This is a genomic window from Bacteroides sp. 11BF (genome assembly GCF_019633765.1).
In the GTDB taxonomy this organism is placed as follows: domain Bacteria; phylum Bacteroidota; class Bacteroidia; order Bacteroidales; family Bacteroidaceae; genus Bacteroides; species Bacteroides hominis.
Genome location: NZ_JAFKPJ010000005.1, coordinates 74,250 through 96,860 on the forward strand (window position 1 = coordinate 74,250; position 22,611 = coordinate 96,860).

Sequence of the window (22,611 nt, forward strand, 5' to 3'; positions counted from 1 at the left end):
TATTTATTTACTTTCCATGTATTTTGAAGGAGGTACACCAAACTGTTCCGTAAAGTGCTTTCTCAACGTCCGGGCATCGCTGAATCCTACCATTTCGGAGATTTCCTGAATGGAATAACGATTCTCCATAATCAATGAAGCAGCTTTACTTACCCGTATACTTCGAATCATATCGACTACAGATAACTCACTACGCTGCTTTACCTTCCGGTACAAAGTAGGCTGGCTCATGTGAAGTTGCTCGGCCAGCATCTTGACATTAAAATTATCATCAGACAGATTCTTCTCAATCACATTAATAAGTTTCTGCATAAATACGTCATCTGCCTCTTCATCTTCAGCCGGCTCCTGCTTCAGCATCAAAGCTTTGGTATAAATCCGTTTCAAGCGTTCGCGTTGAAGAATCAGATTCTCCACTTTCGCTTTCAACACTTCTGGATTGAAAGGCTTCATCATATAGTCGTCCGCCCCGCTACGAGAACCTTGCAGTACATCTGCATCTTCTGCCCTGGCTGTCAACATCAGGATAGGAATATGGGCTGTCTCTTGTCGTTCGCGTATCTCCCGGCAACAAGCAAATCCGTCTTTGACTGGCATCATCACGTCCGAAATAATTAAATCGGGAATTTCTTTTGTGGCAACTTGAATACCTTCTTCACCATCGGCAGCCTCAAGTACCGTGTATTTTGCTACAAACAAGGAACGGATATACTGACGTACATCTACATTGTCTTCAATAATCAGAAGCGTTTTTTTAGTGACCGGAACCTCCCCTTCTGTGTTTTCCTGTACGGACAAGGGTTGAAATTGCGGCTCCATTTCATGTTTATGATAATCCACCACTTCGTATAAGTCACCGATAAAATGAGATTTACCTTCCGGTATCAATAGAACAAACGTAGAACCTTTCCCAGGTTCACTATCAAGAGTGACTTGTCCATGATGCAGATCCATCGTATTTTTCACAATCCGCAATCCAATACCGACTTTGGTCGAAAAAGCCGGTGAATTATCGCCGGTGATGAAAGAATCAAAAATACGTTTTTGCAATTCATCCGGAATTCCCGTTCCCGTATCTGATACTGTTATCCGGCAAAAGCCCTTTCCATCCCGCTCCATGCGGGTCAGAGAAAGCAAAACTTCTCCGTTTGGCGAAGTATATTTAAAAGCATTGGATAACAGGTTACTGACTGATGAAGTTATTTTCTCCGTATCAATCCACAGATAAACAGGATCATCCGGGAGCTGTACATTGAACGTAAGTCCCTTCACTCCTGCCATTTGGCGGAATGACTCGGCTACCTCCTTTACTAATCCTACAATATCCGCCTCTGATAAACGGAGTTTCACCATTCCGGCTTCTATTTTCTGCACATAGAGTAATTGATCGACCAGCGTATGCAGCGAAGCTCCGTTTTTATACATGGTATATAGTTTGCTATATAACGGATCGGAGGCTTTAATATACTGCAACAGCTCTTGTAGAGGTGAGAGAATCAAAGTCAATGGAGTACGCAATTCATGTGCGGCACTTGTAAAAAAGTTCTCGCGCTCCATCCGGATCTGCCGCTCCTTTTCACGCTCCAGATTTACTGTCAAGAGTTCATGCTCCATTCGCATCTCATGTTCCATGCGCCTCTGACGAAGTTTAACCAAACGGATCAAATAAGCCACTATTCCAACCAATAACAAGAGAATAAATAATCGGAAAGGCAATGTACGACTCCAATGTGGCAAAATATGTATCTGAAGCGAAGTCACCTTTCCATTCCTTCCGTCAGGATAGATACTTTTCACCTCAAATGTATAATCTCCCTCTGGCAAATTTGTATAAGCCGCTTTCTCTCCATCGTTAGAAACCAACCAATGCGTTTGATAAGGTAACAAACGGTAATTATATTTTTGTTGTTCATCAGCATAAGAAAGATTATTGAAGGTCAAAGCGAAATCCCGGTTTTCATTGTTCAAAGTAACCGAACCTGTATATGAAATACCCGCTGCCAATATCATTTGCCCGTTTATCTTATCACCGATCCCAATAGGACGGCTGTCCACCTCAAGTCCGGTAATTAGAACCTGATCATCGGCCAGATGAACATCCACATCATCCGGATTAAAATAGGTAAGCGACTTATTATTACCAAAAAATAACGTTTTATCGGCGAGCAACGCAGAACGGTTACTACCACTGATATAATAATTATAGAAAAGATGTTGATGCCGGCTGTAACGAGAAACACCCGAATTACTTCCCAGCCAAATATGTCCTCGGTGGTCTTCGACCAGACATCCGATGAAATTACTGCACAATCCATTTCGAGTCGTATAGTATTCTCGTATCGCATCTGTCTTAGGTGAAAGAATGGCAAAACCATCCATATAGCCCACATATATATTACCATCGGAAGAAACCAATAAAGAACGAACTGAGCTATTTTGTATATTCGCAGCCTTTTCATAACCAGTCTTTATACTTATCTCACCTTTCGAATCAACTCTCAGTTTACAGACTCCCACGTTGCTTGTGCCCAACCAGATCACTCCATCCTTCGTCCCAACAATAGCCCGCACATAAACTTGGGTAGATTCTTTAAAGGCCCTTGCAATCGGGACTTTTTGGGAGACTCCGGAATCAGTGTCTAACTTCCAGACTCCATTATTGGTACCTATCCATAAACATCGGTCAGCGTCCATATACAATGCCCATACAGCGGCCGTATTAACCCTCCCCTTGTCTTGTAAAAACTGCAACCGAAACTCTCCGGTCGCTTCATCATAAAGAGTCAATGTTCCATCACTGTTCCCAAACCAGAGCGAGTTTTTATCGTCCTTCATAGCACAAAGGACAGTGTTTCTTTTCCGGACATCAGGAGTGCCAACAGTAGTAAAGTTCATTCGTCTTGCCGATTGAAAAGGCTGCTCACTTTTCATAATACCCTGATGGAAAGTAGCCATCCAAACGTATTTTCTGCCATCCATAACAATACCACAAACTTCATTATGCCTTTCCTGATGAAACTGGTTGTAAAACTGTGACCGCAAATCAGAATACATCACTCCACCCCCATTCGTACCTATCCAGACAATGCCATTGGGATCATAATACGCTGATATCATTCTTGTTTCCAAACTCCGGTGAAGTTGCGAAACTGTATTATTGTATATTTCAGTAGTTATCTTTTCCGGGTTATCTTTATCTTGTAATAATAAGGTATACCCATTCCAAGTTACAGCTAAATAACGATCGTTTTTAATGGGAATAACCCGAAAAACATCAGTATGTGAAAGACTGTTATCCCTATTGTTTTCCTGATAGGTAATCCTGTCTGTATGTCCGGAAGCAACATGATAACGTAAGATGCCCTGCCCGACAGTAGAAATCCAGACGACTCCTTTATCATATAATACGGAAGTTACATCCCAAACTTTATTTTCCCATAAAGACACCTTTTTAGACTGCTCCAAAGATTCAGGGCGAAACAAAATTAAAGTTCCCCGTCCCGTAATTAAGCATAGAGTTTTATGGTTATCAGCATAACACATTGCATAAAAACCATCAGTAGAATCAATCAGGTCTTTATATTGTTTCTCACATTCCAATTTTATCTGGACGACTTCTCCCTTCTCATTCTTAACCTCTTTTTTTGTATATAAATATAATGTATGCCCTGAAAACGCCCAAAAAGAGTTGTCATCTGCAGGCATGATGTGAGGGATACATACACGACTATAATCTGCTGCGTAAACAACCGGTATAAATGTCTCTGTTGTCCGGTTAAAACAATATAAAATATTTCCGGCAATAATACCCAAATATTGATCGGACATTTCTACGATCTCGGAAACATGCATATATGCTTGTGAAGGAGAGAAATTCTTTATTGACTTACCATCATAACGGCTCAAACCATTATTAGTCCCGAACCACATAAACCCATCCCCATCTTTATAAATCGAGGAAATGGTATTATCTGCCAATCCATCTTGCATAGTTAGCAGACGAATATCTTTATCAAAAAAAGCATAACCGGAAGTAATCGGGTAACTACATACAAACAGAATCAGTAAAAAGAGATTTAGCTGCTTCATCATAATATCAATTTACTGCAAATAAACAAAATAAAGACTAAACATACAAAAGAGATTTGAAAAAAACACGCCATTGAATTAAACGTGTATGCTGAATGATATAAGCGTGTCCCCCCGCAATCTGGCAATCCCAGTAAATTTGCCATGTAATTAAACCTTATGTATAACTTTAAATAAGAAACGAATGAAAAAAATTTCAATCTTATTCATGTTGCTGCTCGGCATCACTTCATTGTATGCACAGCAATTCAACATTACGGGTACTGTGATTGACAAAAAGCTCAATGAGCCAATCATCGGTGCCACTGTTCAAGTAAAAGGGACAAACAACGGAACCGTTACAAATCTGGATGGTGAGTTCGCCCTAAAAAATGTTGCAAAAGGAAGTGTATTAAACGTGTCTTATATAGGATACGTAACTCAGTCAATTTCCCTCAATGGTGCCCAAACATCTTTCAGGATTGAATTAAGTGAGGATTCAAAAACACTTGATGAAGTAGTGGTAGTCGGTTTTGGTACCCAAAAGAAAGTAAACTTAACCGGAGCCGTTGCCAGTGTAGATACCAAAGCACTGGCTTCACGCCCGGTATCACAGGTGGGACAAGCTCTGCAAGGAGTAGTTCCAGGATTAAACCTGTCCACCCCTGATTTAGGAGGACAGTTGGGACAAACAATGAACGTAAACATCCGTGGAACAGGTACTATTGGTAAAGGATCAAGTGCCTCACCACTTATCTTGATCGACGGAATGGAAGGTAACATGAACAATCTGAATCCGGAAGACATTGAAAACATCTCTGTACTAAAAGATGCCGCTTCTTCTTCCATTTATGGATCACGTGCCGCATTCGGTGTTATCCTGATCACTACTAAAAAGGGTAAAGCGGGTAAAATGCAGGTAAACTACAACAACAGTTTCCGCTATTCGGGACCAACTAATCTTCCTAACCAAATCGATTCGTATCGTTTTGCCAATTATTTCAATGAAGCATCTATCAACCAAGGTGGTAGTGCAATATTTGATGAAGAGACCATAGACCGTATCCAGAAGTATATGGCAGGTGAAATTACAACAACTACCATAGCTAACGGCAACAATTGGCATTTCCACGAGAAAGCCAATGATAACGTAAACTGGTGGAAAAAGCATTTTCAATGGGCCTGGTCAAATGAACACAACATCAGCCTGAACGGAGGTACAGAAAAATTGCAATACTACGTTTCGGGCAGTTACCTAAATCAGGACGGTAACCTCCGTTACGGTAACGATAATTACAAACGCTATAATGCAACAGCAAAAGTAAATGCGCAAATTAATAAATACGTAGACTTCAACATAAACACCAAATTCGTCCGTTTTGATCTTGACAATCCTATTTACCTTGAAGAAGGTGGACTCCTTTATCATGATATTGCCCGCATGTGGCCTATGATGCCTTTTAAAGACCCGAACGGCTATTATATGAGGAATGGTAAACTCAGCCAATTGACTGACGGCGGACGTGCCAAAACACACAATGACAATATTTACCTTCAGGGACAATTGGTGATTCACCCTATGAAAGGTTGGAATATCTATGCAGAAGCAGGAATGCGGGTTATCAACCAGAATAAACAAACAAACCTAAACCCCATCTACGAGCACGATGTAAACGGCAACCCGTTGGCATTGGCTTTCAGCGGTAGTTATTCTCCAGGATCCTCTTTTGCACGCTCAGCCTACCAAAACAGTAATTTTTACACAACAAGTGTATATACTGATTACACATTGCAAATAAAAGACCATTACTTCAAGGCATTGGTCGGAATGAATACCGAAGAATATATTTATCGCGAACTTGCAGCCCAGCGTCCTGATGTAATCAGCAGTCTTGTTCCGGAAATCAGTGCAGCGACAGGAGAAGACAAAATTAATAGTTCCAAATACAATGACTGGTCCACAGCCGGATTCTTCGGACGCCTCAACTATGCTTATAAAGACCGTTATATGGCTGAAGTGAATGTTCGTTACGACGGCTCTTCCCGCTTCTTGAAAGATCAGCGCTGGAATGTATTCCCTTCTTTCTCTTTAGGATGGAATGTAGCCCGTGAATCATTCTTTGAACCGATCAACGATATTATTGGCACACTGAAACCTCGTGTTTCATGGGGTATGTTAGGTAACCAGAACACAGACTCTTACTATCCGTTCTATCTGACACAAAGTGTAACAGCCAACGGTGGCAACTGGCTAATGGACGGCAGCAGGCCAACAACAGCCGGAGTTCCCGGAATGGTCAGTAGTACACTTACATGGGAGAAAATCTATAATACCAATTTCGGTATCGATCTCGGCATGTTCAACAATCGTCTGAACATGACTTTTGAATACTTCATCCGCAGAACCAAAGATATGGTAGGACCGGCAGCCGAAGTAGGTGCTATTTTAGGAACTTCACTACCCAACACCAACAATGCTGAATTAAAAAATAAAGGATGGGAACTACAGGTTAACTGGAGAGATAATATCGGAAAAGTAAACTATAATGTAGGATTCAACCTTTCTGACAACCGTGCCAAAGTCATTTCATATCCTAACGCTTCTAAAGCTCTGTGGGATGCAAACGGCAACGCCCTTTATTACAATGGAATGACTATCGGAGAAATATGGGGATACGAAACCGAAGGTATTGCCCATACAGATGCTCAAATGACGGAATGGCTGGCTAACAATGACCAAAGTAAGATAGGTTCTGCCTGGGGAGCAGGTGATATTATGTATCGGGATCTCAATGGCGATGGTGTAGTAGACAAAGGAAATAGTACAGCAACAGATCATGGTGATTTAAAGAAAATCGGAAACAGTACTCCCCGCTTTCGTTTCGGATTGAGCTTAGGAGCTGACTGGAAAGGCTTTGATGTCCAGATGTTCTTCCAAGGTGTCATGAAACGTGATCTTTGGTTGAGCGGTCCGATGTTCTGGGGAGCAGACGGTGGCGAGTGGCAATCTGTAGGTTTCGACGAACATCTCGATTATTTCCGTCCTGAAAACACAACTTCTATATTCGGAGCAAATGTCGATTCATACTATCCCAAAGCATATCTGGGTGATAAAGGAAACAAAAACAAGCAGACTCAAACACGCTATTTGCAGAACGGTGCTTATATGCGTATGAAAAATCTGCAAATCGGATATACATTCCCCAAAGCCTGGATGAATAAAGCAAAGATTGAAAAACTCCGTGTTTATGTCAGCGGTGAGAACTTATTTACAATTAGTGGTATCGCCGATATGTTCGACCCTGAAGCAACTGCCGGTAACGGATTCAGTAACGGAAAGACCTACCCATTGTCAAAGACTATTTCATTTGGTTTAAATATAACTCTTTAAAAAGCAAGTATAATGAAAAAGAATCTATTATATATTTTTAGTTTAGCAAGTGTTTTATGCTCTTGCAATGATTTTCTCGATAAAGAGCCATTGGATGCCGTACCTACCGACAAATATCTGTTGGCAGAAAGTGATTTGGCGGCTTATTCGGCTAATTTGTATGACCAACTTCCATCCCACACTCCGGGACAATACAGTATGGGAGTATTTGCTACTGATAACAACAGTGATAACCAAGCTGCAAGTAACCCCAACAGTTCGTTTGTAAAAGGAGAAACTCGTGTAGCTCAAAGTGGTGGCGCCTGGGATTTCGGTAAAATTCGAAATGTAAATTACTTCATCAACAAAGTACGCCCTCGCCTGGAAGCTGGCGAACTAAGTGGAACGGAAGCTAATAACATGCATTATCTGGGAGAGATGTATTTCTTCCGTGCTTACATTTATTACACCAAGTTAGTTGCTCTCGGAGACTTCCCTATCCTAAAACAATGGATTTCGGAAGACTATGAAACGGTCAGGGAAGCAAGTAAACGTCGCCCACGTAATGAAGTGGCACGCTTCATTTTACAAGATCTGGATTCTGCTTACTACTACATGAAAACAACTGCTCCTATGAGTAACCGTCTAAACAAAGATTGTGCTGCTTTATTGAAAAGCCGTGTAGCTCTCTTCGAAGGCACTTGGGAAAAGTATCATAAAGGAACTGCCCGCGTTCCGGGAGGCCCAGGATGGCCAGGAGCAGAAAAGGATTATCTGAAGGATTTCACGATTGACATCGATTCTGAAATCAAATTCTTCTTGACAGAGGCAAAAGAAGCCGCCCAAATTGTTGCAGATAAGTATCCGTTGTTCAACGATTATCCGTCACTATTCAACAGCCAATCATTAAGCAATGCTTCGGAAGTATTACTGTGGAGAGCTTATGATGCCAGCCTGACTCCTTCTGTGAATCACTTCGTAGTAGGATATATTCAGCGTAATGGAGGAGGTAACACAGGATGGACACGCAGTATGATGCAAACTTACCTGATGGAAAACGGATTACCTATTTATGCTGGCAATTCCGGTTATCAAGGAGATAAATCTTATGAAGCAGTTGCAACCGACCGTGACCCACGTCTGACATACAATACTTTATTACCTGGTGATCTATTATCAGAAGGAGGCAGCAATATCGAATATCTGGTCAAAGGATATGGCTATTATTACCGTGCACCAATTGTACTTGGACAGAATGAAAACAAATGTCCTACCGGCTATTCTGTAAAAAAAGGACTGACAACAGATGCTGCACAAGGTCCGACTCTGCCTTCAACTACAGCATGCGTTGTATTCCGGGCTGCAGAAGCATACCTGAATTATATGGAAGCAGATTATGAACTGAATAACTCACTCGATGCCAACAGTGATAAATACTGGAAAGCCCTCCGCAGCCGCGCAGGAATGGATACCGATTATCAGAAAACAATCAATGCGACAGATTTGAGTAAGGAACTGGACTTTGCCCGCTATTCCGGTTCAGAGTTCGTATCAAACACTCTGTATAACATCCGTCGGGAACGCCGTATTGAGTTTGCAGCCGAAGGGCTTCGTCTGAACGATTTGAAACGCTGGCGCGCACTGGATATGATGCAAAATTATCATATTGAAGGATTCGATTTGTGGAGCGAAAACTATCAACGCTACACAACTCCCAATCCGGCACCAACAGCAGACGTCACTCTCTCTGTTATTAACCTGATAGAATCAGGGAACGCCAATGCCAATGTATCAGCAAAATCAGAAAGCCAGTACCTGCGTCCTTACCGGATCAATACAAATAACATAGCCTATAACGGCTATAACTGGAACCAGAATAAATACCTGAATCCGATAGCCTTCGATCACTTCCGTTTGACAACAGCAGAAGAAGGGTCTACAGACTATACCACCTCCACAATTTATCAAAATCCGGGATGGAAGATAGAAACCAGCAGTCTCCCCGATGGAGATTAGTTTTCAGTAGATTAGATATCCGATAACCAACAGGACCTCCTCAAAAAAGTGCGGGGAGGTCTTGTTTCTTTCACCAAAAATTGTATTTTTATAGAAAAGATGTAACTTTACAGCATTATGAAAAAGATTATCCCTCAAACACTGCTTACCTTGCCTATCTTGGCCACAGGACTACAGGCACAGGAAAAGCAAACTCCCCCCAATCTGGTCTTCATTATGGCCGATCAATATCGAGGAGACGCAATGGGATGCATAGGCAAAGAGCCTGTACAAACCCCCAGTTTAGACCAACTTGCTGCCGAAGGTATCAATTTCACCAATGCTGTCAGTAGCTATCCGGTGTCATCGCCTGCGAGAGGAATGTTGATGACCGGTATGTACCCCATCTCCAGCAAGGTAACCGGTAACTGTAATTCTGCCACAGCCCCGTACGGAGTGGAACTCCCACAAGACGCCAGGTGCTGGAGTGATGTACTTAAAGATCAGGGATACAACACCGGATATATCGGAAAGTGGCACCTGGACGCCCCTTACAAACCCTACGTAGACACTTACAACAACCGCGGAAAAGTGGCATGGAATGAATGGTGTCCGCCCGAACGTCGCCACGGTTTTGAACATTGGATAGCATACGGAACGTACGACTATCACCTTAAACCCATGTACTGGAATACAACTGCTCCACGGGACAGCTTCTACTACGTCAACCAATGGGGACCGGAATATGAAGCAGATAAAGCCATCGAGTACATCAACGAACAAAAGAACAAGAAACAGCCGTTTGCACTGGTTGTATCAATGAATCCGCCCCACACGGGATACGAACTGGTACCGGACCGATACAAAGAGATATATAAAAATCTGGATGTAGAAGCTCTCTGCAAAGACCGTCCGGATATTCCGGCAAAAGGCACGGAAATGGGAGACTACTTCCGTAACAACATCCGCAATTACTATGCCTGCATCACAGGGGTAGACGAAAATGTAGGACGCATTATCGAAGCATTGAAACAAAATCATCTGTTCGATAATACCATCGTGGTCTTCACTTCCGACCATGGCATCTGCATGGGTGCTCACGAAAATGCCGGAAAAGATATTTTCTACGAAGAATCAATGCGCATTCCGATGATCATCTCCTGGTCGGATCAAATCAAACCCCGCCGGGATGATAAACTGATGATTGCCTTTGCCGACCTATACCCTTCTCTACTTTCTATGATGGGATTTCAAAAAGAAATACCCTCTACCGTACAGACATTTGATTTGGGCAACGCAATAATAACCGGAGAACCGAAAGAGATTGTCCAGCCTTACTACTTCGTGAAATATGACAATCACGCAACCGGCTACCGCGGGCTACGTACCGACCGATATACTTACGTGGTTCATGCCACCGATGGTAAAATCGATAAAGTGATCCTTTTCGACCGTAACAACGATCCGTATGAAATGGACAACATAGCCAACCAACAACCCGAACTGATACGGAAATTCAGCCGGCAGTTGCAAGCATGGCTTGCCCAAACCAATGATCCATTTGCAAATTATATAACCCCTTAACCACCATGAACAAACTTAATTACACCCTACTCTTACTCTTTTTTTCTACCTATTGTGTGGCTCAACAAAGTAACATTCCCGTGCCCAAACCTCTTCAAATGAAATGGCACGAGGCTGAAATGGGAGCTGTGTTCCACTATGACCTTCATGTATTCGACGGAATACGTTATGGACAAGGCAACAACCGTATCAACCCGATAGAAGACTACAACATCTTTAACCCGACCGAATTGAACACTGACCAGTGGGTACAAGCAGCCAAAGCCGCCGGATGCAAATTTGCCGTACTTACCGCAACCCACGAAACCGGTTTCGGGCTATGGCAAAGTGACGTAAACCCATATTGCCTCAAAGCTGTGAAATGGAGAGACGGAAAAGGAGACATTGTCCGTGATTTCGTAAACTCCTGCCGCAAATATGGATTACAACCCGGAATTTATATCGGTATCCGTTGGAACTCTCTGCTGGGTATTCATAACTTTAAAGCCGAAGGAGAAGGTGAATTCGCCCATAACCGCCAGGCCTGGTACAAACGCTTGTGCGAAAAGATGGTGACAGAACTTTGCACCCGATACGGTGACCTTTATATGATCTGGTTTGACGGTGGAGCAGATGATCCCCGGGGAGACGGTCCGGATGTAGAGCCGATAGTCAATAAATATCAGCCCAATTGCCTCTTTTACCATAACATAGACCGTGCTGACTTCCGTTGGGGAGGTTCTGAATCGGGGACAGTGGGATATCCTTGTTGGTCTACCTTCCCGGCTCCCTGCTCACATCACAAAAGGATAGAAAGCAATGTCAACCAACTTGAGTTGCTGAAGCATGGCGACAAAGACGGAAAATATTGGGTACCCGCCATGGCCGATACTCCCCTGCGAGGAGCTAACGGACGTCATGAATGGTTCTGGGAACCGGATGACGAAAATAACATTTATTCGCTGGATGTGTTGATGAATATGTACGAGAAGTCCGTCGGACGTAATGCGACCCTGATTGTCGGACTGACTCCCGATCCGACCGGCCTGATTCCCGCAGGTGACGAACAACGCCTCAAAGAGTGGGGCGAAGAAATCAACCGCCGTTTTACTTCACCTCTGGCACAGACTTCAGGACAAAAGAAGAGCTTGACTCTGAACCTGAAATCCAAGCAACCGGTCAATTACTGCATTATTCAGGAAAACATAAAAAACGGAGAACGCATCCGCCAATATAAAATCGAAGCTAAAGTAGACGGGAAATGGAAAACAGTATGTACCGGAGAATCCGTAGGGTACAAGCGGATCGAGAAATTCGATCCCATTGAAGCAACGGCATTACGGCTGACAGTGCTGCAATCCATTGCCCTGCCCGATATTACAAACTTCAGTGCTTTCTCCGTAAATTAACCACAAGAATGAAGAAACATTTCATCATGAGTTTGCTTGCTTTAGCGGGTATGGTCTTCTCCGGAACGACCATACTCGCACAAAGCACGTTTATCTATGAAAAAGGGAAATCATTCAAAGATGTAAATGCCTGTCAGATTCCGGAACCTCTCCGGATTGACGGGACATCTGCGCCGATCATGTACACAGAAACAGTTCCCGACAATCAATCTACTCTTTGCTACAACATTCAGCTGCCTGCTTATGTACGAGGTGCATTTTTCAGCAGAGACTCCCGTCCCGGCGACTTCGAGTGGCCTAATAACACCAACCGGCTCTTGCCCTGGATGTTCGGTCGGTTGAAAGACCTTACACAGGAAAACTACCCCGGTATTCCTTCAAATGCACGTCCTTCCACTTTAGGAGACGCATTGTTACTACAACTCGCCGATGGCAATTACCTCTTCGTAAAAGCTCTGTCCGGAGATAATAGTCTCAGTTGGTTCCAGATAAACAAAGACGGTTCCCTGAACCTCTATGTATCCACACTCGGATGCGACCGCCTCTCGGGTAAAGTGCCGGTAGCATTAACTCAAAATGCCGGCAGCATTTATCAGGTACTCCGTCAGGCTTACGAAACACTGATAGCAGACCATAAAACTTCCGCACTGCAAAAGCGTACGGACAAAGAGTATTTCGAAGCACTGAATTACCTCGGATGGTGTACGTGGGAACATTATCACTACGATATTGACGAAACTAAAATACTGAATGATCTCGATGCCATCGAAGCGTCCGGCATCCCCGTACGCTATGTGCTGATCGATGACGGGCACATAGCCAACAGACAACGCCAACTGATGAGCTTTGTTCCCGATCCGAAGCGTTTCCCTAACGGATGGAATAAAATCATGGCTCGCAAGAACAAAGACAGAATCCGCTGGATGGGATTATGGTACGCCCTTTCAGGATACTGGGCAGGAATATCTTCCGACAATGACTTCCCGGCAGATATAAAGCAAAGCCTCTACACGTTCAACGGGAGCCTGTTACCCGGCAAAAGCCCCCGGAACATCGATAATTTTTACCGGTACTACGTACGTTCGCTAAAGAACAACGGATTCGATTTTCTCAAAATAGACAATCAGGCGTTCACCTTACCCCTCTATATGGGTGGGACAGAAGTTGTCCGGCAGGCTAAAGAATGCAATCTGGCACTGGAAAAGCAGACACACGACCAACAGGTAGGGCTGATGAACTGCATGGCACAAAACACTCTCAATACTGACCATACATTGTATAGCGGAGTAACCCGCGTCAGCATCGATTACAAAAAGTATGATGAAGACATGGCTAAATCCCATCTTTTCCAATCGTACACCAATACCCTGTTGCAAGGACAGACAGTGTGGCCGGACCATGACATGTTTCATTCCAGCGACACGATCTGCGGCAGCCTGATGGCACGATCGAAAGCCATCTCCGGCGGACCGGTTTATCTTTCGGATTCACCGAAAGAATTTGTCAGTGAAAACATCTTCCCACTGATTGATAACAACGGAAAGATATTCCGTCCGGCAGCACCTGCCATACCGACTCCCGAATCAATCCTTACCAACCCGTTACAGGATGGAAAGGCATATCGGGTATTTGCTCCCACGGGAGATGAAGCAGTAAGCATCATCTGCTACAATCTGAACACTTCTCCCAAATACCGGGAAGTGACAGCCGGAATTGTCAAAGAAGATTATCTGTTACGAGAAACCCTTACCGGAAAACCGGACATGACCTCCTACGGACGGATACTCCTATTCGACTGGAAGGCCCGGACAGCCACCGAACTGACTTCGGCATATCCCGTGAAACTTGAGGGATTTACAGACGAGCTGTTCCATTTATGCCCCATCCGCAACGGTTGGGCCGTAATCGGCATACAAGAGAAGTATCTGTCTCCTGCAACCGTAGAGATCCTCTCCTCCACACCGGACCAACTGACCCTCAATGTACTTTGCCCCGGAACCTTAAAAGTATGGGCAGAGACTTCCGGAGGACAGGAACTAAGAAGTATCCGAATCAAAACTCCCGGAGAAATAACCCTCAAAAAGTAATACTCTAAATATATATCACGATGAATAAGAAACTAATCATTCCCCTCGCACTGGCTCCATTGGCTGCCCCAGCTCTGCAAGCACAGAGCCAACAGTCCGACGGACGCACGGACACACGTCCCAACATCATCCTTTTCATGGTGGATGACATGGGGTGGCAGGATACCTCGCTACCTTTCTGGACACAAAAAACGCACTATAATGAAGTGTACGAAACCCCTAACATGGAACGTCTTGCCAAACAAGGCGTAATGTTCACGCAGGCCTATGCCAGCAGTATCAGTTCGCCTACCCGCTGCAGCCTGATTACGGGAACGAATGCCGCCCGTCACCGGGTGACAAACTGGACCTACCCCAAAGGCCAGCAAACAGACCGTCCGAGCGATGTATTCAACGTAGCGGACTGGAACGTTAACGGTGTTTGTCAGGCCCCCAACATCGACCATACTTTCCAGGCGACCTCGTTGGCAGAAATTCTGAAGGACAATGGCTACCACACGATTCATTGCGGAAAAGCACACTTCGGCGCAGTGAATACTCCGGGAGAGAGCCCTTATCACATGGGATTTGAAGTGAACATTGCAGGACATGCAGGAGGAGGACTGGCCAGTTATCTGGGTGAAAACAATTACGGAAACCGGACGGACGGAAAGCCGAATCCTTGGTTTGCCGTTCCGGGACTGGATAAATACTGGGGAACAGACACTTTTGTAAGTGAAGCACTGACTCTGGAAGCCATAAAAGCACTGAACCACGCCAAAGAGTACAATCAGCCTTTCTTCCTTTACATGGCACACTACGCCATTCATGTTCCCATCGATAAAGACAAACGTTTCTACCAAAAGTACATCGACAAAGGACTGACTCCTAAAGAAGCCGCTTACGCCGCCCTGATTGAGGGTATGGACAAGAGTTTAGGCGACCTGATGGACTGGTTGGATAAAAACGGAGAAGCAGACAATACCATCGTCATCTTTATGAGTGACAACGGAGGATTGTCCAGTGAACCGGGATGGCGTGACGGCAAATTACATACGCAAAACTCTCCACTCAACAGCGGCAAAGGTTCTGCTTACGAAGGCGGTGTGCGCGAACCGATGATCGTACGTTGGCCCGGTGTAGTGAAACCGGATACCAAATGTGACAAGTATCTGATTATCGAGGATTTCTATCCTTCCATTCTTGAGATGGCACAAGTGAAGCATTACAAAACTGTTCAGCCGATTGATGGTATCAGCTTTATCCCGCTATTAAAGCAGACAGGCGACCCTTCGAAAGGACGCAGCCTGTACTGGAACTTCCCGAACCATTGGGGTAACGACGGTCCGGGTATAGGCCCGACTTGTACGGTACGTAAAGGAGACTGGAAGTTGATTTATTATTATGACAGCGGCAAGAAAGAGCTGTTCAACATTCCGCAAGATATAGGTGAAAAGAATAATCTGGCAGCCCAGCATCCGGATATCGTAAAACACCTGTCAAAAGATCTGGGTAACTATCTGCGTAAAGTCGGCGGACAACGCCCATCGTTCAAAGCCACCGGAAAACCATGCCCCTGGCCGGACGAAATCAAATAACCGCGCGAATAGACGCAACTTTATAAAAGAGGAAAACTGAAGCCCCGTAGAACCTTCAGTTTTCCTCTTTACTTATTAAACAATAGACAAAACAGCTTCCGCCTTATCCACTATAAAATCAGGACAGAACGATTCAAGCTCCGTACGGGGGCGGAATCCCCACGTGACTCCACAGGAAGTAACCCCGCTATTGATAGCCGTCTGCATATCTACTCCCGAATCGCCGATATACAATACTTCTTCTTTCGGCACATCGGCTATCTGCAGGATATCATATACCACAGTGGGATCCGGCTTTACCTTCACACCTTCACGCTGGCCAAATACGGCAACGAACCGTATCCCGGGGAAATAATGTGCAATCAGTTTCTCGGTGGCTGCCTGATATTTGTTGGAAGCCACGGCCAATTTGTGACCTTTATTCTGCAATGCTTCCAGTAATTCCGGAATTCCCGGGTAAGGACGACTCTCGTCAGCATTATGCCGATCGTAGTGCAAAAGAAATTCTTTACGGACACGGAGCACATTCTCTTCCGTCTTCTCTCCTTCGGGCAATGCACGCTCAAACAACTTATTGATACCGTTGCCCACCATAAAGTTATAGGAAGTAACTTCGTGAGTAGGGTATCCCAAAACTTGCAAAGCATGATTCGTACTATGTGCCAGATCGGCGATGGTATTCAATAAAGTACCATCCAAATCGAATATTATCAGTTTTTTCATCTCTTTATATCTCTATGTTTACGACAAAGATACGGATAATTCAGCGGTAACTTAACAGCGATTCTACCGGTTAGCTTTATAATAATTGTTAATGAAAAGGCAGAATCAGTTCGGAAAACTTCTTTTTCAAAGAAAATATTTTAAGTTTGTGAAATAGCAACCCAAAGGGAAGAATATGAACTTAAAAAAGGAAAGGAGATGCCTATGGGATCAAAGAAAACTGACTTAATGCGTATTTCATATTTTGTAGTCATCGTGATACTGGTATGCCTGATAGGTAACCTCAAAGATCTCTGGCTGCAATCATGGACCGACCTGATCATCTATTTGATAGTTCTGTTTGCCGCCGCCGAATGTTTGTTCAGTACGTTCGCACGTATCCGTGCCGCCGGAGAGCGGAAACAACCCCGTTGGCTGACTTCTGTCTCCTTGCTGATTTACGGAATCTTTTTCTTCGGAACTCTATTTTTTATCGGAGATTTCTTAATAAACAAGTTATGATAAAAAACAATCTATTCAAAGGGATGTGCCTGTTATGGTTACTGCTGGCGGCAACCCCTGTATTGCAAGCACAGGATCGTATGCAACAGGCATCCGAACTGCTCGACCGGCTGATTGCAGGTAAAGGAGACAGTGTCTATGTGCATCTGGACGATAACGCCCGGAAAGTGCTTTCCGTTGAAATGCTGAACGGACTGTTCAAGCAATTGGAACAACAAGTCGGTAAGTACCAGTCGCACGGAGAGTGGAAAACCGAACAAATAAACGGTATGACGATTTATTACTGCGATGCCAAATTCGAACGTATTCCACTACGTTTTCTCACAGCATTCAATCCGGATGGAAAGGTGAATACCATTCGTTTCGTACCTGTTCCGGCTACAAATGCCACTCCCCCGACAGCATCGGTACAAGATAAAATAAAAGAAACAGACATACAAGTTTGTACGGGAAGCTTTAAGCTTCCCGGCACACTGACTCTTCCTAAAAACGGCAAAAACCTGCCGGTAGTCATTTTAGTACATGGCTCGGGTCCCAACGACCGCGACGAAACGGTAGGAGTCAACAAACCTTTCCGGGACTTAGCGTACGGATTGGCCGAGCGCGGAATAGCCGTGATCCGTTACGATAAGCGCACCAAAGTGTATGGAGCCGATAGCGCGCCTGCGGGCAAAGAAATTACTTTCGATGAAGAATCGGTAGATGACGCCCTTTCGGCAGTAAAGCTTGCCGAATCAATACCGACTATAGATCCCGGACGAATTTACATCCTCGGACATAGTCTGGGGGGAACTCTGGCTCCCCGCATCGCCCAATGTAGCGATAAAACTCCGGCAGGAATTATTTTACTCGCAGGCGCCGCCCGTCCGCTTGAAGATCTGTTCATAAGTCAAGTAAAATATCTCGCCTCTGCACTCCCATCCACAAACGATATTCAAAAAGACATAGCTCAGTTACAAAAACAAGTGGACAATGTGAAAAAGCTGGATACAGATACGTTCGATATCACCATTCCTTTACCCATGAATCTTCCACACGCTTACTGGGCATTTGCCAATCAATATAAACCTTTGGAAGTAGTTCGCAAACTGGCTCTCCCCATACTCGTCCTTCAAGGCGAACGTGATTACCAGGTCACCATGCAAGATTTCGATTTATGGCACACCGCTCTGGCAGCGAATCCCAAGGCAATGTTTAAAACCTATCCCCGACTCAATCATTTATTCCAGGAAGGAGAAGGTCAGTCAGTCCCCCTTGAATACAGCCGTCCCGCCCCTATTCCCGCTTATGTAATGGATGACATCGCAGCTTTCATCAACCACCCCCAAAAACGATAGTTACCGGATTCCTCTGTATCACCCGCATGTCACGCACATACAGTGGCTAATCAGGGATAGGGGAATGAATAATCATCTCACCATTCTTTCAGAAACAGATGATAGTAGAAACAAGGATATTTCGTTTATCCGTATAAGTACCTCTATACCTCATCCTTGCAGGACAACCCTCCAATCATTTTAAACCGGCTTCAGAGTCCCCGGTGCAACATTGCAACACAAAACCGGTGTCCGTTAGCAGAGCCTTAATATCATTGTGACTTTGCAAGTATCGTCTATAATTTCAAGCGGATAAATTAGAGTACAGAAAAACGAAGGAACGTATTATCCCTCTCGATATCAACAATTTCAAGACCTTCATTCTTTAGTAAGCAAAAGGTTTGATTTAACATTATGTTAAAACAAGTCTTTTGTCTGCAAAGAACAAGCCTTTTAAATGCAAAACACTTGTTCTATGCAAACAGGAAGAAAACATTTTTGAAATGGCATTAACAATGTTAACGAAAGAGGATACCACATTATAAGCCATCCCACCATCCGCAAGTTTATCGGTCCGCCTCTCTTTCCGCCCTTACCCATTAAATTTCCAATCAAAAAGATGCTCCTTCCGCTTTCTTTTACTAAATTTGCATTTAAATTTGCCCGAATCATGAAGAATGAACCAACATATAGCTTGCTAAACACTATCAATTACCCCGAAGACCTGCGCCAACTCAGTGTAGATCAGCTGCCGGAGGTATGCGATGAATTGAGGCAAGACATCATCAAGGAACTATCGTGCAACCCGGGACACTTCGCGGCCAGTCTCGGTGTAGTGGAACTGACCGTAGCACTGCATTATGTGTACAATACTCCTTACGACCGTATTGTATGGGATGTAGGCCATCAGGCTTATGGACATAAAATACTGACCGGACGACGGGAAGCCTTCTCTACCAACCGTAAACTGGGCGGAATCCGCCCTTTTCCCTCACCCGAAGAAAGCGAATATGATACATTCACTTGCGGACATGCCTCCAACTCCATCTCGGCAGCGCTCGGCATGGCAGTGGCAGCTGAACGAAAGGGAGAACGGGACCGCCATGTAGTAGCGGTAATCGGCGACGGATCCATGAGCGGCGGACTGGCTTTCGAGGGTCTGAACAATGCTTCGTCTACCGCAAACAATCTGCTGATTATACTCAACGATAACGATATGGCCATCGACCGCAGTGTAGGTGGCATGAAACAATACTTATTTAACCTCACTACCTCGAACCGCTACAATCAGTTGCGTTTCAAGACATCACGGTTGTTGTTTAAAATGGGTCTGCTCAACGAAGAGCGACGGAAAGCCCTGATACGGCTGGGCAACAGCCTGAAGTCACTGGCAGCCCAGCAACAGAACATTTTCGAGGGAATGAATATCCGTTACTTCGGCCCTATCGACGGGCACGACGTAAAGAACATAGCCCGCATCCTGCATGACATCAAAGATATGCAGGGACCCAAAATCCTGCATCTACACACCATCAAAGGAAAAGGGTTCGGCCCGGCAGAGAGACAGGCTACCATATGGCATGCTCCGGGTAAATTTGACCCTGTAACGGGAAAACGGATTGTAGCCAATACGGACGGAATGCCACCGCTTTTCCAGGATGTGTTCGGTCATACACTGGCGGAACTTGCAGAAAAGAATAAACTGATTATGGGGGTCACTCCCGCCATGCCAAGCGGTTGCTCAATGAACATACTGATGGACCGCATGCCGGACCGCGCTTTCGACGTAGGCATCGCCGAAGGACATGCCGTAACTTTCTCAGGAGGTATGGCCAAAGACGGCCTGTTACCTTTCTGCAACATCTATTCATCGTTCATGCAACGGGCATACGATAATATCATTCACGACGTAGCGATACAAAAACTGAACGTAGTGTTCTGCCTCGACCGCGCCGGACTGGTAGGTGAAGACGGACCGACACATCACGGTGTGTTCGATATGGCCTATCTGCGCCCTATACCCAACCTGACCATCTCGTCACCAATGGACGAGCACGAGTTACGCCGCCTGATGTATACCGCCCAATTGCCCGACAAAGGACCTTTCGCCATCCGCTACCCTCGTGGACGGGGTTCACTCGTAGATTGGGAATGCCCGCTGGAAGAGATTCCCGTAGGAAAAGGACGCAAACTGAAGGACGGAGATGATCTGGCGGTAATCACGATTGGTCCTATCGGCAAGTTGGCTGCCCGTGCCATTGAACGTGCCGAAGCCGAAACAGGTATTTCTGTGGCACATTATGACCTGCGTTTCCTTAAGCCGCTCGATGAAGAGCTACTGCACGAAGTAGGTAAAAAGTTCCGCCACGTCATAACAGTGGAAGACGGCATTATAAAAGGCGGTATGGGATGTGCCGTACTGGAGTTCATGGCCGACAACGGATATTATCCCGAAATCAGGCGTATCGGTGTACCGGACAAGTTTATTGAACACGGATCGGTACAGCAACTCTATCACTTGTGCGGGATGGATGAAGAAGGCATTTACAAGGCAATTACTAAAAACGAATTACGAATGGACGCTCCTGTGGAAAGTTGCATGACTGCCCATTCTTAATCTCCGAGAATACGCAATAGAACCGCAATTTGCAATCAAAATGAAGATAATTATTGCTGGTGCCGGAGCTGTAGGCACACACTTGGCTAAATTACTCTCACGCGAGAAACAGGATATTATCCTGATGGATGACGACGAAGAAAAACTAAGCACACTCAGTTCGAACTTTGACCTGATGACTGTCACGGCCTCTCCTTCATCCATCTCCGGACTGAAAGAGGTAGGCATCAAAGAGGCAGATCTCTTTATCGCCGTCACCCCCGACGAGAGCCGGAACATGACAGCATGTATGCTTGCCACCAATCTGGGAGCCGAAAAGACAGTAGCCCGCATCGACAACTACGAGTACTTGTTGCCGAAGAACAAAGAGTTTTTCCAGAAATTGGGCGTCGACTCACTGATTTACCCGGAGATGCTGGCTGCCAAGGAGATCGTATCGTCCATGCGCATGAGCTGGGTACGCCAATGGTGGGAATTCTGCGGAGGCTCACTGATCCTGATCGGTACAAAGATGCGTGAAAAAGCGGAGATACTGGACGTTACACTGGCCGAGCTGGGTGCACCGGACATCCCCTACCACGTGGTAGCCATCAAACGAGGTACTGAAACCATCATTCCCCGGGGAGACGATACCATCAAGTTACACGATATCGTTTACTTCACCACAACCCGGAAATACATCCCTTACATCCGAAAAATAGCCGGAAAGGAAGAATATGCCGATGTACGCAACGTCATGATCATGGGTGGCAGCCGCATTGCCGTCCGTACGGCGCAGTATGTACCGGATTACATGCAAGTGAAAATCGTAGATAATGATATTAACCGTTGCAATCGCCTGACGGAATTACTGGATGACAAGACAATGATCATCAACGGAGACGGACGGGACATGGACTTGCTCATTGAAGAAGGGCTAAAGAATACGGAAGCTTTCGTAGCCTTGACCGGCAACTCGGAAACAAACATCCTGGCCTGCCTTGCCGCCAAACGCATGGGAGTGAGCAAAACTGTGGCCGAAGTCGAAAATATCGACTACATCGGTATGGCCGAAAGTCTGGATATCGGTACGGTAATCAACAAGAAAATGATTGCTGCCAGCCACATCTACCAGATGATGCTGGATGCGGACGTGTCGAACGTGAAATGCCTGACCTTTGCCAATGCGGACGTAGCGGAATTCACTGTACCCGAAAACGCAAAAATCACCAAAAACAAAGTGAAAGACCTGGGACTGCCCAAGGGGACTACCATCGGCGGCCTGATCCGCAATGGTGAAGGTGTATTGGTTACGGGCGACACCCTTATCCAGGCAGGCGACCACGTCGTCGTATTCTGCCTGAACATGATGATCAAGAAGATAGAAAAGTACTTTAATTGATGGT

Annotated in this window: 12 protein-coding genes; 10 read left to right on the top strand and 2 right to left on the bottom strand. The window is 45.1% G+C overall.

Features of this window, described 5'->3' with window-relative positions; all coding sequences use genetic code 11:
* Positions 1–3 precede the first annotated feature (3 nt).
* Entirely contained in the window at positions 4–4,089 is a 4,086-nt protein-coding gene (locus tag JZY04_RS06720) for a two-component regulator propeller domain-containing protein (RefSeq protein WP_181996253.1), read from the bottom strand.
* 184 nt (positions 4,090–4,273) lie between these two features.
* Here JZY04_RS06720 and JZY04_RS06725 point away from each other — a divergent pair, with 184 nt between their 5' ends.
* The 6 genes from JZY04_RS06725 to JZY04_RS06750 all read left to right on the top strand — a co-directional run bounded on the left by JZY04_RS06725 (position 4,274) and on the right by JZY04_RS06750 (position 16,069).
* Positions 4,274–7,459: a TonB-dependent receptor gene (locus tag JZY04_RS06725; RefSeq protein WP_122141644.1), complete on the top strand. Its 3,186-nt coding sequence runs from the start codon at positions 4,274–4,276 to the stop codon at positions 7,457–7,459.
* Positions 7,460–7,471: 12 nt separating this feature from the next.
* Positions 7,472–9,454: a RagB/SusD family nutrient uptake outer membrane protein gene (locus tag JZY04_RS06730; protein ID WP_005775605.1), complete on the top strand. Its 1,983-nt coding sequence runs from the start codon at positions 7,472–7,474 to the stop codon at positions 9,452–9,454.
* Between the two features lie 117 nt (positions 9,455–9,571).
* Positions 9,572–11,017 (top strand): sulfatase, encoded by a 1,446-nt coding sequence (locus JZY04_RS06735; RefSeq protein ID WP_122141643.1) that lies wholly within the window; start codon positions 9,572–9,574, stop codon positions 11,015–11,017.
* Between the two features lie 5 nt (positions 11,018–11,022).
* Positions 11,023–12,405 carry an alpha-L-fucosidase gene (locus JZY04_RS06740; RefSeq protein WP_122141642.1) on the top strand — a complete coding sequence of 461 codons (1,383 nt, stop codon included), beginning with the start codon at positions 11,023–11,025 and terminating at the stop codon, positions 12,403–12,405.
* A gap of 8 nt (positions 12,406–12,413) precedes the next feature.
* Positions 12,414–14,492, top strand: coding sequence for a Sip1-related alpha-galactosidase (locus tag JZY04_RS06745; RefSeq protein ID WP_122141641.1), 2,079 nt, complete (start codon positions 12,414–12,416; stop codon positions 14,490–14,492).
* A gap of 20 nt (positions 14,493–14,512) precedes the next feature.
* Positions 14,513–16,069: a sulfatase gene (locus JZY04_RS06750; RefSeq protein ID WP_122141640.1), complete on the top strand. Its 1,557-nt coding sequence runs from the start codon at positions 14,513–14,515 to the stop codon at positions 16,067–16,069.
* Between the two features lie 75 nt (positions 16,070–16,144).
* On the opposite strand, the gene JZY04_RS06755 is transcribed toward JZY04_RS06750, so the two are convergent.
* Positions 16,145–16,792, bottom strand: coding sequence for an HAD family hydrolase (locus JZY04_RS06755; RefSeq protein WP_032543494.1), 648 nt, complete (start codon positions 16,790–16,792; stop codon positions 16,145–16,147).
* Between the two features lie 204 nt (positions 16,793–16,996).
* Between JZY04_RS06755 and JZY04_RS06760 the strand changes: the two genes are divergently transcribed.
* From JZY04_RS06760 to trkA, 4 genes are all read left to right on the top strand, one after another.
* Positions 16,997–17,293, top strand: a complete 297-nt coding sequence (locus JZY04_RS06760; RefSeq protein WP_032531193.1) for a hypothetical protein — start codon at positions 16,997–16,999, stop codon at positions 17,291–17,293.
* Positions 17,290–18,630 carry an alpha/beta fold hydrolase gene (locus tag JZY04_RS06765; RefSeq protein ID WP_122141639.1) on the top strand — a complete coding sequence of 447 codons (1,341 nt, stop codon included), beginning with the start codon at positions 17,290–17,292 and terminating at the stop codon, positions 18,628–18,630. Before JZY04_RS06760 ends, JZY04_RS06765 begins: the two co-directional genes overlap by 4 nt.
* Positions 18,631–19,279: 649 nt before the next feature.
* On the top strand, positions 19,280–21,226 hold the full coding sequence (gene dxs, locus JZY04_RS06770; RefSeq protein WP_122141686.1) for a 1-deoxy-D-xylulose-5-phosphate synthase: 1,947 nt from the start codon (positions 19,280–19,282) through the stop codon (positions 21,224–21,226).
* 40 nt (positions 21,227–21,266) lie between these two features.
* Positions 21,267–22,607 (top strand): Trk system potassium transporter TrkA, encoded by a 1,341-nt coding sequence (gene trkA / locus JZY04_RS06775; protein ID WP_122141638.1) that lies wholly within the window; start codon positions 21,267–21,269, stop codon positions 22,605–22,607.
* The last annotated feature ends 4 nt before the right edge of the window (positions 22,608–22,611 follow it).